This window comes from Roseobacter sp. YIN89 (assembly GCF_057219365.1).
Genome location: NZ_JBXVVD010000004.1, coordinates 290,859 through 304,312, shown reverse-complemented (window position 1 = coordinate 304,312; position 13,454 = coordinate 290,859). Strand labels below are relative to the sequence as shown.

Here is a 13,454-nt window from a genome sequence, read left to right as displayed (position 1 = left end):
GTGGCGATTCTAAAACAGGATTTCCGGTCTGTCTGGCAGTCTCAGCCGCCTGTCGCGGCCCTGTACCACGCCACGATCTGTGCGCGCTCATCCGGCTCCATATAGGACAGATTGGCCGGCGGCATCGCGTGGCTGACACCGGCCTGAAGATATATGGCGCGAGCGTGGCGCGTGATCTGGTATTCGGTTTCCAGCATCACGCCTTTGGGTGGCCAAAGCAGCCCTTCCCAGACAGGCTCTGACGCGTGGCACATCGAACACCGGCTGACGACGATCTCGTGCACCGCGTCATATTCCGGTGCTTGCGCGAAAAGCACAGCCGCCCCCTGCGCCTCTTGCGGCGCCTCATCTGTGACCATCGGAGCGGTTGATATCCAGACAATGACAAGGAAAATGAGTGCGGTCAGCCCCCATGTCCAATGCGGCTGACCCTGACGGGCGTGCATTGAATTGAAATAGTGGCGGATCGTGACCCCCATGAGGAACACGAGGCTCGCGATGATCCACGTGTGCTCTGTGGCAAAAGCCAGCGGATAGTGGTTGCTGAGCATCAGAAAGATGACGGGCAGGGTCAGGTAGTTGTTGTGTGTACTGCGTTGTTTGGCGATCTTGCCGTATTTTGCATCCGGTGTACGCCCCGCCATCAGGTCGTCCACGACGATCTTTTGGTTGGGGATAATGATCATGAAGACATTTGCGCTCATGATCGTGGCTGTGAATGCCCCCAGATGCAGCATGGCGGCCCGACCGGAAAAGACAGACGCATAAAAGTAAGACATCGCGACCAGAACGCAAAAGAGCGCTATCATCAGCAGCGTCTGATCCGCTTCAACAAAGACGCGGCACAGCGTGTTGTAGACCAACCAGCCGAAGGCGAGCGACGCAAGCGACAAGCCGACCGCCTGCCAGGTCGCAAGATCGCGGACGACCGGATCGATCAGGTAAAACTCGGCACCGAGATAGTAAACGAGCACCAGCAGGATAAAACCACTGATCCACGTCCAGTAGCTTTGCCACTTATGCCAGATCAGCCCGTCTGGCATATTGTCAGGCGCAACAAGATATTTCTGGATGTGGTAGAAGCCGCCCCCGTGCACCTGCCACTCTTCGCCATCCGCACCTGAGGCAAGATTGCGGTCGCGGTGCAGTCCCAGATCGAGCGCAATGAAGTAGAAAGATGATCCAATCCAAGCGATAGCTGTAATGACATGCAGCCAGCGCACGCCAAATTCCACCCAGGCAGCAAAGGCGGCAAGATCATACATCGCTCTGGCTCCGTTTACGCCCGATATGCCGGGCTGGAAAATGTGGCCCCCGCCGGAGCCTCCGGCGGGAGTTTATCTGGCAAAGTGAAAGAGCGCTCAGATCTCTTCGGGCAGTACCAGATTGAGCACGATTGCAACCAGCGCCGTTGGCGCAACCGCTGAAGTCGCCAGCGTTTTTACCACACCTGGCAGGTATTGCACCGCTGTCGGCACCAGATTGAGGCCGAGGCCTGCCGCAAGCGAGACCGCAATGATCACCATATTGCGCCGGTTCATGTTGACTTCGGTCAGGACGTTAAGACCTGCTGCGGCGACCATGCCGAACATCACGATGACGCCGCCGCCCAGTACAGGCAACGGCATTGAGGCGATGACCGCGCCAATCTTGGGCATCAGCCCACAGAGGATCAGGACAAGCGCACCGATCGTCACGACGTGGCGGCTCATGATGCCGGTCATGCCGACAATACCTACGTTCTGACTGAAAGACGTATTGGGCAGGCCGCCAAATACACCGGCGACCGCGGTGCCAAGACCGTCTGCATAGGTTGCGCCAGCGATCTCTTCATCCGTGGCTTCACGCCCAGCGCCTGCTTTTGTCGTTGCAGAGGCATCGCCCACCGTTTCAATCGCCGACACGATGGAGACCAGCGTCACGGCGACGGTCGCACCCAGCGAGAATTCGAACCCGTAGGGCAGTGGCGTGATTGTGGTGATCCAAGACGCATTCGCAACCGGCGCGAAATTGACCATGCCGAGCACCAGTGCCAGCAGGTATCCTACGATCAGGCCCACGAGGATGGCCGCGTTCGACAGGGTCCCTTTGGTAAAGAATTTCAGCACAAGCGCTACGATGACCACCGAAAGCGCAACAGACCAGTGCATGAGCGAGCCAAAGCTCTCTGCTTCCATCTGAAACGGCGCAGCCCCGCCCGCCGCGTATTTGATGGCCACCGGAATGAGGTAGAGACCGATGGCGAGGATCACAAGGCCGGTCACCAGCGGTGGGAACAACCAGCGCAGGTGTTTGATGAAACTGCCCAGAATGAAATGGATGACGCCGCCAATGATGCAGGCACTGAGCGCCACGCTCAGACCCTGGGTCGCGGCGATGCCTGCCAGTACCCCCACAAATGCAAAACTGGTGCCTTGCATGATAGGCAGCCTGGCACCGATGGGCCCAAGCCCAACAGTCTGAAACAGCGTAGCGACGCCTGCAAACAACATGGCCATCTGGATCAGGTAGACCTGCTCGGGTCCGCCAAAGGCAAGACCTGCGGCCCCGGCCACGATAATTGACGGTGTGACGTTGGAGGCAAACATCGCCAGCACGTGCTGCAGACCCAGCGGGACCGCTTGAGCCAGTGGCGGCGTGCTGTCGGGATCGCTGTAGCCAGCGGAAAGTGTATCAGTCATCAGAGTGTCCCTGTGTGTGTTTTTGGTTTTTGTATCTTTTTATGAGGTCACGACGACGGCCGGATCAAGAAAAACCTCTTCGAGATTGGCTGTCGGGCCAATACGATCCACTACCGTGAACAATCCGGGGGCGGAAAGCGGCGTCAAAACGCCGTGCCAGGTTCCCTTCAGCAGATTGATCCCTTGATACGGCGCGGTCAGGAAGGCCGATGGCGTGCCGGGTCTGCCATCTATGTCAGGCGCTACGATCACAAGAAAGGGCGCGTCGCTCATGGGAATAAACGCCTGGCTGCCGTCGGGGTGGCGCTCCAACAGGTCGCAGGTATAGGGCAAACTGCGCGGCTGGGCTTGAAAAAGGCTGATCCCGGCACGGCCATCCACCCCAAAATCAAGGCGGGCCCGATCGTGAAAACGACCACACAAACCGGCATTAATCATCTTGTCCGGTGGCCCCGTGCAGTCGAGAACATCGCCGAATTCGGAAAACCCATCAGCGGTCAGCGGACGTGCTTTGATCGAAATGCTCATAGCGGCACGTGACGGTTCACGTCTTTGTAAAGCAAGTAGCGGAAAGGTTCTTTACCAGTTGCAATGCAAGCCTGAGGGCAGAACGCGCGCAGCCACATGAAATCTCCGGGCCCCACACTTACCCAGTCTTTGTTCAGCAAATACTCCGCAGTACCCTGAAGCACATAAAGCCCGTGTTCCATCACGTGGGTCTCTGCAAAAGGGATACGTCCGCCAGGCTTGAAATTCACGATATTGACATGAAAGTCGTACCGGATGTCCAGCGGATCCAGAAACCGTTGCGTTGCCCAAACTCCGGCGCAGTCAGGCATTGATGCCGCAGGTACGTCTTCTTCATGCAGCACCAAGGCCTCGGGAATGTTGACATCGACCGCATAGTCAAATTTCTTTCTGATCCAGTGAAACTGGCACGGGACATCGTCTGTGTTCCATATCGTCCAGACCGCACTTGGCGGGATATAGACAAAGCTGCCGGGACGCAGCTCAATGATATCCTGTCCCAGCGTCAGCCGCGCATGGCCTGATGCTATGAAGATCGCCGCCTGCGCATCTTTGTCCGGCTCGGGAGCGGCGCTGCCCCCTTCTGGTTCAAGCTCGACCGCGTATTGCGCGAAAGACTCTGCAAATCCGCTCATAGGCCGCGCAAGGATCCAGACACGCGCGCCTTGCCATCCCGGCAAAAAGCTCGTCACGATGTCGCGCTGCGTGCTCGCGGGTATCACGGCGTAGGCTTCGGTGAAGACCGCCGTGCCCATGGGGTCTTGCTTTTGATCGGGCAAACCACCGGGCGGGAAAGCATATTTCATAACAGCTCCTCCAACCGGAGGCGCGCGATACGCTCGACCTGACGGCAGGCTTCGTCAAATTCGGTGTCACTGTCATTTTCCAGACGGCGGGAAAAGGCGCGCAGAATGCCCGCTTTGTCATGATCTTTGACCGCGATGATGAAAGGAAACCCGTGTTTCGCTGTATAAGCTGAGTTGAGCTGTTCGAACGCTGCGCGCTCGTCGTCTGTCAGCGCATCAAGACCTGCACTGGCCTGCTCTTGAGTGCTCTCTGCGGTCAGACGCTTGGCCGCCGCCAATTTACCCGCAAGGTCGGGGTGCGCCCGCAGAACGCCAAGGCGCGCCTCGCGATCAGCCGACCGGAACATGCGCGAAAGCGCCGAATGCATACCCGCTGCGCTGTCATGGGCAGGCCCCAGTTCCAATCGATAGGCGCGTTCGGCTACCCACGCGGAATGCTCGAAGATCCCGCCAAAACGCTCGATAAACAGCGCCTCGTCCATTTGGGACGGGCGCAATCGTTCTTTTGGCGGAAGGGTCTTGCGCCAGTGGTCGGCAATATCGATGCGACGTGGGCACCAGACCCCTTCGAATGCGCCGATATAGTCAACAAAACGGCGCAACGCCTCGATGCGACCCGGACGGCCAATCAGCCTGCAATGCAATCCAATCGACATCATCTTTGCCGCACCCGACGTGCCCTCGGCATAGAGCGTATCAAAGGTGTCACGCAGATACGCAAAGAACTGATCCCCGGAATTGAACCCCTGCGGCGTTGCAAACCGCATGTCATTGCAATCCAGCGTATAGGGAATGATGAGTTGATCGCGGCCATCGATCACCATCCAATAGGGCAGATCATCATCATAGGTGTCCGAAATATAGTCAAATTGCCCCGTCGCCGCGGCCAGCGCGACTGTATTCTCGGAACAACGGCCTGTGTACCAGCCACGTGGTGCGGCGCCAGTCACTTCGGTATGCAATCGGATCGCCTCGGCCATGTCAGCGGCCTCAGCCTCAGGCGTATGATCTTTGTAGTCGATCCACTTCAGCCCGTGGCTGGCGATTTCCCAACCAGCCGACTGCATCGCTTCGACCTGTTCCGGTGCCCGGGCCAGCGCCGACGCCACGCCATAAATGGTGACCGGGATGCGCGCTTTGGTAAAAAGACGGTGCACCCGCCAGAACCCGGCGCGCGCGCCGTAGTCGTAGATTGATTCCATGTTCCAGTGCCGCTGCCCGGGCCATGGCTGTGCGCCCACAATCTCTGACAGGAACGCTTCGGATGCCACATCTCCGTGCAACAAGCAGTTTTCGCCACCTTCCTCGTAATTCAACACGAACTGAACAGCGATCCGGGCCCCGTCGGGCCAGGCTGCATCTGGCGGCGTCGCGCCATAGCCAGTAAAATCTCGCGGATACCGTTTCACGTTGCGCCCTTTTTTGAAGCCTTCGCGTTATTAGTCCCTTTCCGGCACGCGTTGCAATTCGTAAGCGACACAGGCAGGTTGCTCGCCAAGGTCAATCAGGAGACGTTTATGCCCGAGGGATATCTTACGACCCATGTGCTCGACACCGCCCGCGGCACCCCGGCAGCGGGCATGACCGTTACACTGTACCGCATCGCAGGGGACGCGCCCAAGCAACTGGCGCAAATGACAACCAATGCCGATGGGCGCACAGACAGCCCGATGCTGCCGCAGGCGCAGTTCGCTGCCGGCATGTACGAGTTGGTATTCGAAGCGGGCGCATACTTTAACCGTATCGGAGTCCCGGCCGAAGACCCGCGCTTCCTCGATATCATCCCGATACGGTTTGGCATCTCAGACGAAAGCAGCCACTACCACGTTCCGTTGCTTGTTTCGCCGTTTGGATATTCGACGTACCGGGGAAGTTAAGGATCAGCCGCGCGTCCGGCGCGTGTGGTGCACGGCCCAAAGACCGCTGCAAGCCCCAGAATGATCCCTGAAACGGTTGCGATCATCCCCGCGGCAGAGACCGAAGAGCCAAAGCCCATCCAAATCGGCCCGTAACCGGCAAGCACATAGCCGACAACGCCAGACAACCCGGCAAAAACAACCGACCACAATACCTGATGCTCTAGGCGGTTTGTCACCAGCCTTGCCGCGGCGGGCGGACAGATAAACATGGCGATCACGATGATGCTGCCGACCGCATCAAAAGCCGCCACCGCCGCGATTGCCGAGACAATCACGAGACCCAGACTGAGGGGTTGGGTGGCGATCCCGACTGTGCGGGCAAACCCCTCGTCAAAAGTGGAAATTTTCAGCGGGCCCCAAAACACCACGATAAACGCAATAACAACAACCAGCGTGATCGCCATGCGGGGCAACTCGACCGGTACGCCGGCCAGTGCTTGTGGGTCAAGCAACGACACCCACCCTGTTGCATCGAGCCAGATGAGACTTTCCAAATTGCCGAATAGCGCATGTTCGACATCCAGATGGACAGAAGATGTGTCTGATTGCTCTAACAGCAAAACCCCGGCCGCGAACATTGCCGTAAAGACAACACCCATCGCCGCGCCGGGTTCGATCCGGCCCAGCCGTCGCACAGCCTCAATCGCAGCGACCGCCAGTATCGAGGCACCCGCAGCCCCCAGAAGCATCGGTCCGGTTGCAACGGTACCGGTGATCAGAAACGCCACGACAATCCCGGGCAGCACCACGTGGCTGATGGCATCGCCAATCAGTGCCTGACGCCGCAACACCAGAAAATTGCCCGGCAAGGCGCAGGCCACACAGACGCAGACACCGATCACCATCGGGACCAGTGACAGAGGTACAAACTCGGCACCACTCATGAAGTCACCCCGTTTGGTGCGGGTAATCTGGTATCGATCTCGGCAATCTGATCCGGTGTCAGAACCGTTTCGATCGGCGTCAACCCGTCGTAATGCGCCGCTGCGGCCTCAAAAGACGGATCACGGCGGACCAGTTGCCACCGGGTTTCATCCAGCAAGGCACGCGCTGCCCGTCCCCGTCCGGCATCCGTGGCCACACCGTCTTTGCGCGCCCAACCTTCGCGTCGCAGCAACCGAATGGTGAGCTTTTCATAGATCGGCTGGCCCTGTGCCAGTGCAAGCAACCCCTGACGCACATGTACCCGTCGCTGAAACGCGCGGTGACCCAGATAGGCCGCCAAGACACCCCGACGCGGGGCAAGCAGCAGCGAGATGACAAAAAAGCCAAAGCTGACCAGCACAATGATCGGGCCAGTCGGCAGGTCGGGCACCGAGGCAGACCAAGCCGCGCCGATATAGGCGGACACGCCTCCGAACACACCCGACAGCAATACGACGCGATCGGTCCGGTCGGTCCAGAACCGCGCGGTAACAGGTGGGATGATCAGCAGTGCCACGATCAGAATCAGGCCCACGATCTTGAGCCCGACCACCGCGACCGCCAGTACAATGCCCATCATCGCAAGATCGGTGCGCGCGACGTTCAGCCCGGTTGCCGTCGCATACTCCGGATCAAAACTGGCCAGCGTCAGCGGACGCCGCAGCAACAGCACCAGCGCCAGTGTCAGCGCAGCAGACAACGCCACTGCCAGCGCATCGGCGCGTAACATCCCGGCGGTCGAGCCAAGCAGAAACCCCTCCAGACCTGCCTGACGGCCCGCATTCAGCGATTGAATGACCGTCAGCAGTACCACGCCGAACCCGAAGAATACCGACAATACAGCTCCTATGGCAGCGTCTTCTGCCAGCCGCGTCCGCCGCGTCAACCAACCGATGATCAACAAACCGCAGGCAGACGAGACAGCCGCCCCCGCCATCAGCCCCAACAGATTGCGCCCATCCCCGCCAAAGGCGACCATGACCATGAAAGCGATACCGACCCCCGGCAGCGTAGCATGCGAAATCGCATCGCTGACCAAGGCGCGTTTGCGCAGGAATAGAAAAGTACCACCTACCCCCGCCGCCATACCCAACAGCAGCGCGCCCAGCGTTACCAGGGTCGCGTTGTACCCTTGTTGCAAAAGCAGCGCTTCGATAAACATGTCAGCCCAAAGTGCCGTTCAACTGATCCATTTGCGCTGTGGCCAAACGGCCACCGTAGGCAGCTTGCAGGTTGTCAGTGGTAAAGACCTCGCCGACCGCTCCTTCGGCCACTTTACGGGTGTTGATCAGCATGACCCGGTCAAAGTAGTCACGTACGGTCGACAGGTCGTGGTGTACAACCACAACCGTTTTTCCGGCGTCTCGCAGCGATTGCAGCACCGCGATTATTGCCTTTTCAGTGGCCGCATCAACGCCTGCAAAGGGCTCGTCCAACAAGTAGATTTCAGCACCCTGTGCGAGCGCACGGGCAAGGAAAACGCGTTGTTGTTGTCCGCCTGAAAGCTGACCGATCTGGCGCAGGGCAAAATCCTCCATGCCCACCCGCTCAAGACATTGCGTCGCCAACGCGCGGTGATGTCCGCGCACGCGACCAAGCAGGCCAAGCTTGGGGTAAAGCCCCATCAGAACCACGTCTATGACGCGGGTCGGGAAATCCCAATCGACCGAGGCGCGTTGCGGTACATAGGCGATGCGATCACGCCCTGCCGCCAGTGGTCCGCCAAATATACTGATCTGACCTGCAAGCGGCTTGAGTATCCCGAGGCTCGCCTTAAGCAGTGTAGACTTGCCCGCGCCGTTTGGCCCGATAATGGCGGTCATCGTTCCAGTGGGCACAGTCATGTCGACGGAGAATACAGCGGGTTTCTGGCCGTATGAAACCGTCAGACCCGAAACCTTTAGCGCCGGCAACACCGATTGGTCGGTCTGCGCCGTGGCGCCATCAGCGGTGGCGAGTGTCACACTCATATCAACTGTTGACCCCCAACTTGCCCAATCGCCCGCCCTGAGGCGCTTGGGCGCCCAATGCGCGCGCGATGGTCGTCACATTATGATCGATCATGCCCAGATAAGTGCCTTCGTAGGTGCCGTCGGCACCCATTGCGTCGCTGTACAGCGATCCGCCGATAACCACCTCGTGGCCCTGCGCCGCCGCGCCCTCGATCAACGCACGCATATTGCGGTCAGACACCGAAGTTTCGACAAAAACGGCACGTATGTCGCGCGCAACAAGCATATTGACCAGTTCAGTGATCCTGTTCAGCCCGGCTTCGCTTTCGGTAGAGATCCCCTGCACACCCAGCACTTCAAAGTCGTAGGCTGCGCCGAAATACCCGAACGCGTCATGGGCTGTCAGCAACACGCGCTGATCCACCCGCAGATCTCCCAGAACGCTTTGCGAATAGCTGTCCAGCGCGTTCAACTCTTCGAGATAGCCAGCGGCATTTGCCGCAAACTGGCCACAGGCATCGGGGCGCACCTCGGTCAGCGCATCGCGGATGCGGTTGACCACGCGGGCCCACAACTTGGGGTCCATCCAGACGTGCGGATCATAGCGGCCGTCATAATCCTCATGGGCCAGCAACAGATCACGCGGAAGGTCTTCGGCGACCGATACCACCTGACGCTTGCGCCCCAGATCGGCAAAAAAGTTTTCCATTTGCGCTTCAAGATACAAACCGTGCCACAAGACCAGATCAGCCCGCGTCATCGCCACAATATCGCTGCGCGTTTGCCGATAGGCGTGCGGATCTACCCCCGCTCCCATCAGGCCTTGGACAGTAACATAATCGCCGCCGACGATGCGTGCAGCGTCTGCGATCATTCCGGTAGTCGCGACCACCGACAAAGGGGCGCTCGCGCGCGCCACTTGCGCCGTGGCACCAGCAAAGGCTGCAGCCGTCAGCCCCAATAGGGCCTGCCGGCGGGAAATTGTGAAACTGCTGGAAACGTTTTTCATGCTATTGAATATGAGAGCCATTCGCAATTAGTCAATGAAAATGCGAATAATTCGCAAAAGCAGGTGACATTTTTGGCTTTTGCCCCTGAATTGCCCGCAATTTAAACAGCCCGACACTCAAGCAGCGCTAGCAGACGTCGCAAAACTGCGGCTGATTCCCGCGTGACGCTGCGCGACGTTGCTTGCATAGGCGCTTACCTCATGCGAATTTGACACCCTGCCCGATCAGGAATTTCCACTATGAACGCCAAGACATCCTCTGCCACAGCCAAGTCCGCGCCCGCTGCGCATCTGCCGCAGGTCACCGAACCGCGCAATCCCGGCATGGCGCTTGATCTCGACTGGGTGCTCGGCATGCAGGCCAACACCTCGGCAATTGAGAGACGCGCTGCAACCCTGCCCGGGCGCAGATCCGTCAAGAAAGACCACCAGGCGGCGTGGCTGCTTCGCGCCGTATCCTGCATAGATTTGACGACGCTTTCAGGTGATGACACCGAAAACCGCGTCGCCCGGCTGTGCGCCAAGGCCAGACAGCCCGTAGCGCAGCCCACGCTAAACGCTCTGGGCGTGCCTGAACTGACGACAGGCGCGGTATGCGTCTACCACGAGATGATCCCCGCCGCCGTCCGTGCGCTCAGCGGTACCGGCATCCCGGTCGCGGCGGTAAGCACCGGTTTTCCAGCCGGTCTCGCGCCGTTGCATCTGCGCATCGCAGAAATCGAAGAAAGCGTAAAAGCCGGAGCCAAGGAGATCGACATCGTCATCTCCCGCCGCCACGTACTTACCGGCAATTGGCAAGCACTTTACGAAGAAATGCAGGCCTTCCGGCGTGCCTGTGGCGACGCGCACGTCAAGGCGATCCTTGCCACGGGTGAACTCGGCTCGCTGCGCAATGTGGCCCGCGCCTCGATGGTCTGCATGATGGCCGGGGCGGATTTTATCAAAACCTCAACCGGCAAGGAAACAGTGAACGCCACGCTTCCGGTTACGTTGGTCATGATCCGCGCCATCCGCGACTATCATGACCGCACAGGGTTCCGTGTCGGGTACAAACCCGCTGGCGGTATCTCAAAGGCCAAAGACGCGATCACCTACCTCGCCATGATGAAAGAAGAGTTGGGCGACCGCTGGTTACGCCCCGATCTGTTCCGCTTTGGCGCCTCTTCGCTGCTGAACGACATCGAACGCCAACTCGAACACCACGTCACGGGTCGGTACTCCGCCGGCTACCGCCACGCCACAAGCTGACCGCCAGCAAACCTGCAGAAAGACCGCAACATGACCGTATCCGAAATCTTTGAAAGCATGGACTATGGACCGGCCCCGGAAAGTGATGCCGAAGCCCGCGCATGGATCAAACAGGCGGGGCCCAGATTTGGTCATTTCATCAACGGCGCGTTTACCGACGCAGGCAAGACGTTCGACAGCGTAAACCCGGCAACGGGTGAGAAACTGGCGCAGATATCACAGGCACGCCAAAAAGACGTGGACGCCGCGGTTGCCGCCGCACGCAAGGCGCAACCCAAGTGGGAAGGTCTCGGCGGTCACGGGCGGGCGCGGTATCTCTACGCGCTGGCGCGTCTTCTGCAAAAGCACAGCCGCCTTTTTGCCGTGCTGGAGGTGCTGGACAATGGCAAACCCATCCGGGAGGCGCGCGACATCGACGTGCCACTGGCGCAACGGCACTTCTACTATCACGCGGGCATGGCCCAGCTGATGGAAGACGAATTGCCGGGTCGTTCCGCGCTGGGTGTGTGCGGTCAGGTGATCCCTTGGAACTTCCCGCTGCTGATGCTGGCGTGGAAACTGGCACCAGCACTCGCCATGGGCAATACAGTCGTCCTCAAGCCTGCCGAATACACCCCGCTGACCGCGCTGCTCTTTGCGGAAATCTGCCAACAGGCGGGGCTGCCGCGCGGTGTCGTCAACATCGTCACGGGGGACGGTGCCGTGGGCGAAATGGTAGTAAACGCCAAGGTCGACAAAGTTGCCTTTACCGGCTCGACCGCCGTAGGCCGCCGCATTCGCGAAGCGACCGCCGGCAGCGGCAAGGCGCTGACGCTCGAACTTGGCGGCAAATCCCCTTACATTGTCTTTGACGACGCCGACCTCGACAGCGCGGTTGAAGGTCTGGTTGACGCAATCTGGTTCAATCAGGGGCAGGTGTGCTGCGCCGGGTCACGCCTTTTGGTGCACGAACCGGTGGCCGACAGGTTCTACGCCAAGCTGCGTGCACGCATGGACAAGCTGCGCGTGGGCGATCCCCTCGACAAGAGCATCGACGTCGGCGCCATCGTCGATCCGGCGCAGTTGCAGACCATCACCGATCTGGTCGCCTCCAACACCGCTGGTCAGACCCACGTGGCAGCAACCAGACTTCCCGAAACCGGCTGCTTTTATGCCCCCACGCTGATCACCGGGCTGCATCCTGCCGACACCCTCATGCAAGAAGAAATCTTTGGTCCGGTGCTCGTGGCCACGACTTTCCGAACGCCGGCCGAAGCAGTTCAACTGGCCAATAATTCCCGCTACGGGCTCGCCGCAAGTGTCTGGAGCGAAAACATCAACCTCGCGCTTGATATCGCGCCAAAACTTGCCACCGGTATTGTCTGGGTCAACGGCACAAACATGATGGATGCCGCAGCCGGGTTCGGCGGCGTACGCGAAAGCGGCTTTGGCCGCGAAGGCGGCTGGGAAGGGCTGAGCGCCTATACCAAATCCGCCAGCAAGCCCAAGCCGCTGAAATCGCCCAAACCGGCGGGGCCGCATGGGTCCGCCGCACCCGCCGATCCGATCGACAGAACCGCCAAGCTTTACATCGGCGGCAAACAGGCACGCCCCGACGGCGGATACTCGGCCCCCGTCTACGCACAATCAGGCGCGCTTGCGGGCCACGTATCACTTGCCAATCGCAAAGACGTCCGCAACGCGGTCGAGGCAGCACAGGCCGCCAAGGGTTGGTCCAGAACGACCGGCCACCTGCGCGCGCAAATCCTCTACTACATCGCCGAAAACCTCGCAGCACGCAGCGACGCGTTTGCCGCGCGGCTCGACGAGATGCAGGGCGGCAAAAGTGGGGCCGCAGAAGTCGAGGCCAGCCTCAAACGGCTGTTCACCTATGCGGCATGGGCTGACAAATACGACGGGCAGGTGCACGGCGTCCCGATCCGCGGCGTGGCGCTGGCCATGAAAGAACCCGTGGGCGTCATCGGCGCGATCTGCCCGGACGAAGCCCCGCTTCTGGGCCTGATCTCTTGCATGGCACCCGCCATCGCCATGGGCAACCGCGTCATTCTTGCCGCGTCAGAAGCCTTCCCGCTGGCGGCGACAGACTTCATCCAGACACTCGAAACTTCTGATGTGCCGGCAGGCGTGGTGAACATCCTGACAGGGCCACATAAGGACGTGGCAGATCATCTGGCAGGGCACATGGATGTCGATGCAGTCTGGAGCTTCGGCAGGCCAGCGCTCTGCGCCGGAATTGAAAAAGCTTCCGCCGCCAACCTCAAACGCACATGGGTCAACAACGGGCTGGCCCGCGACTGGTCCGGCGCCGAAGGCCAGGGGCACGCCTTTCTTCAGGCTGCCACAGAGATCAAAAACATCTGGGTGCCCTACGGCGAATAATAGCTTGC

Annotated in this window: 12 protein-coding genes; 3 read left to right on the top strand and 9 right to left on the bottom strand. The window is 59.8% G+C overall.

The features are described from left to right. Positions 1-41: 41 nt before the first annotated feature. The 5 genes from AC2D8V_RS17405 to puuE all read right to left on the bottom strand — a co-directional run bounded on the left by AC2D8V_RS17405 (position 42) and on the right by puuE (position 5,424). Entirely contained in the window at positions 42-1,265 is a 1,224-nt protein-coding gene (locus AC2D8V_RS17405; RefSeq protein ID WP_484734864.1) for a urate hydroxylase PuuD, read from the bottom strand. A gap of 96 nt (positions 1,266-1,361) precedes the next feature. After that, on the bottom strand, positions 1,362-2,681 hold the full coding sequence (locus tag AC2D8V_RS17400) for a uracil-xanthine permease family protein (RefSeq protein ID WP_484734863.1): 1,320 nt from the start codon (positions 2,679-2,681) through the stop codon (positions 1,362-1,364). A gap of 39 nt (positions 2,682-2,720) precedes the next feature. Then, positions 2,721-3,209, bottom strand: a complete 489-nt coding sequence (locus AC2D8V_RS17395) for an ureidoglycolate lyase (protein WP_484734862.1) — start codon at positions 3,207-3,209, stop codon at positions 2,721-2,723. Beyond that, positions 3,206-4,015 (bottom strand): bifunctional allantoicase/(S)-ureidoglycine aminohydrolase, encoded by an 810-nt coding sequence (locus tag AC2D8V_RS17390; RefSeq protein WP_484734861.1) that lies wholly within the window; start codon positions 4,013-4,015, stop codon positions 3,206-3,208. Before AC2D8V_RS17390 ends, AC2D8V_RS17395 begins: the two co-directional genes overlap by 4 nt. Beyond that, positions 4,012-5,424 carry an allantoinase PuuE gene (gene puuE, locus AC2D8V_RS17385; protein WP_484734860.1) on the bottom strand — a complete coding sequence of 471 codons (1,413 nt, stop codon included), beginning with the start codon at positions 5,422-5,424 and terminating at the stop codon, positions 4,012-4,014. Before puuE ends, AC2D8V_RS17390 begins: the two co-directional genes overlap by 4 nt. A gap of 108 nt (positions 5,425-5,532) precedes the next feature. Between puuE and uraH the strand changes: the two genes are divergently transcribed. After that, complete coding sequence (gene uraH, locus AC2D8V_RS17380) at positions 5,533-5,892, top strand: hydroxyisourate hydrolase (RefSeq protein WP_484734859.1); 360 nt, start codon at positions 5,533-5,535, stop codon at positions 5,890-5,892. Here the strand turns inward: uraH and AC2D8V_RS17375 are convergent. The 4 genes from AC2D8V_RS17375 to AC2D8V_RS17360 are packed head-to-tail and all read right to left on the bottom strand — an operon-like array spanning position 5,889 to position 9,819. Beyond that, entirely contained in the window at positions 5,889-6,818 is a 930-nt protein-coding gene (locus AC2D8V_RS17375; protein WP_484734858.1) for a metal ABC transporter permease, read from the bottom strand. The two genes, uraH and AC2D8V_RS17375, sit on opposite strands and share 4 nt — an antisense overlap. Next, the gene (locus AC2D8V_RS17370; RefSeq protein ID WP_484734857.1) at positions 6,815-8,020 is read right to left on the bottom strand and encodes a metal ABC transporter permease; all 1,206 of its coding nucleotides are present in this window, start codon (positions 8,018-8,020) and stop codon (positions 6,815-6,817) included. Before AC2D8V_RS17370 ends, AC2D8V_RS17375 begins: the two co-directional genes overlap by 4 nt. Before the next feature lies 1 nt (position 8,021). After that, the gene (locus AC2D8V_RS17365; protein WP_484734856.1) at positions 8,022-8,828 is read right to left on the bottom strand and encodes a metal ABC transporter ATP-binding protein; all 807 of its coding nucleotides are present in this window, start codon (positions 8,826-8,828) and stop codon (positions 8,022-8,024) included. 1 nt (position 8,829) lies between these two features. Then, positions 8,830-9,819, bottom strand: a complete 990-nt coding sequence (locus AC2D8V_RS17360) for a metal ABC transporter solute-binding protein, Zn/Mn family (protein ID WP_484734855.1) — start codon at positions 9,817-9,819, stop codon at positions 8,830-8,832. Between the two features lie 240 nt (positions 9,820-10,059). Between AC2D8V_RS17360 and deoC the strand changes: the two genes are divergently transcribed. Beyond that, positions 10,060-11,067 (top strand): deoxyribose-phosphate aldolase, encoded by a 1,008-nt coding sequence (gene deoC, locus AC2D8V_RS17355; RefSeq protein ID WP_484734854.1) that lies wholly within the window; start codon positions 10,060-10,062, stop codon positions 11,065-11,067. 30 nt (positions 11,068-11,097) lie between these two features. Then, positions 11,098-13,446, top strand: a complete 2,349-nt coding sequence (locus tag AC2D8V_RS17350) for an aldehyde dehydrogenase family protein (protein ID WP_484734853.1) — start codon at positions 11,098-11,100, stop codon at positions 13,444-13,446. Positions 13,447-13,454 lie beyond the last annotated feature (8 nt).

Bases quoted from the DNA above. Each gene is read 5' to 3' on its own strand.
- AC2D8V_RS17405 (WP_484734864.1), bottom strand. From the start codon at position 1,265: ATGTATGATCTTGCCGCCTTTGCTGCCTGGGTGGAATTTGGCGTGCGC.
- AC2D8V_RS17400 (WP_484734863.1), bottom strand. From the start codon at position 2,681: ATGACTGATACACTTTCCGCTGGCTACAGCGATCCCGACAGCACGCCG.
- AC2D8V_RS17395 (WP_484734862.1), bottom strand. From the start codon at position 3,209: ATGAGCATTTCGATCAAAGCACGTCCGCTGACCGCTGATGGGTTTTCC.
- AC2D8V_RS17390 (WP_484734861.1), bottom strand. From the start codon at position 4,015: ATGAAATATGCTTTCCCGCCCGGTGGTTTGCCCGATCAAAAGCAAGAC.
- uraH (WP_484734859.1), top strand. From the start codon at position 5,533: ATGCCCGAGGGATATCTTACGACCCATGTGCTCGACACCGCCCGCGGC.
- AC2D8V_RS17375 (WP_484734858.1), bottom strand. From the start codon at position 6,818: ATGAGTGGTGCCGAGTTTGTACCTCTGTCACTGGTCCCGATGGTGATC.
- AC2D8V_RS17370 (WP_484734857.1), bottom strand. From the start codon at position 8,020: ATGTTTATCGAAGCGCTGCTTTTGCAACAAGGGTACAACGCGACCCTG.
- AC2D8V_RS17365 (WP_484734856.1), bottom strand. From the start codon at position 8,828: ATGAGTGTGACACTCGCCACCGCTGATGGCGCCACGGCGCAGACCGAC.
- AC2D8V_RS17360 (WP_484734855.1), bottom strand. From the start codon at position 9,819: ATGAAAAACGTTTCCAGCAGTTTCACAATTTCCCGCCGGCAGGCCCTA.
- deoC (WP_484734854.1), top strand. From the start codon at position 10,060: ATGAACGCCAAGACATCCTCTGCCACAGCCAAGTCCGCGCCCGCTGCG.
- AC2D8V_RS17350 (WP_484734853.1), top strand. From the start codon at position 11,098: ATGACCGTATCCGAAATCTTTGAAAGCATGGACTATGGACCGGCCCCG.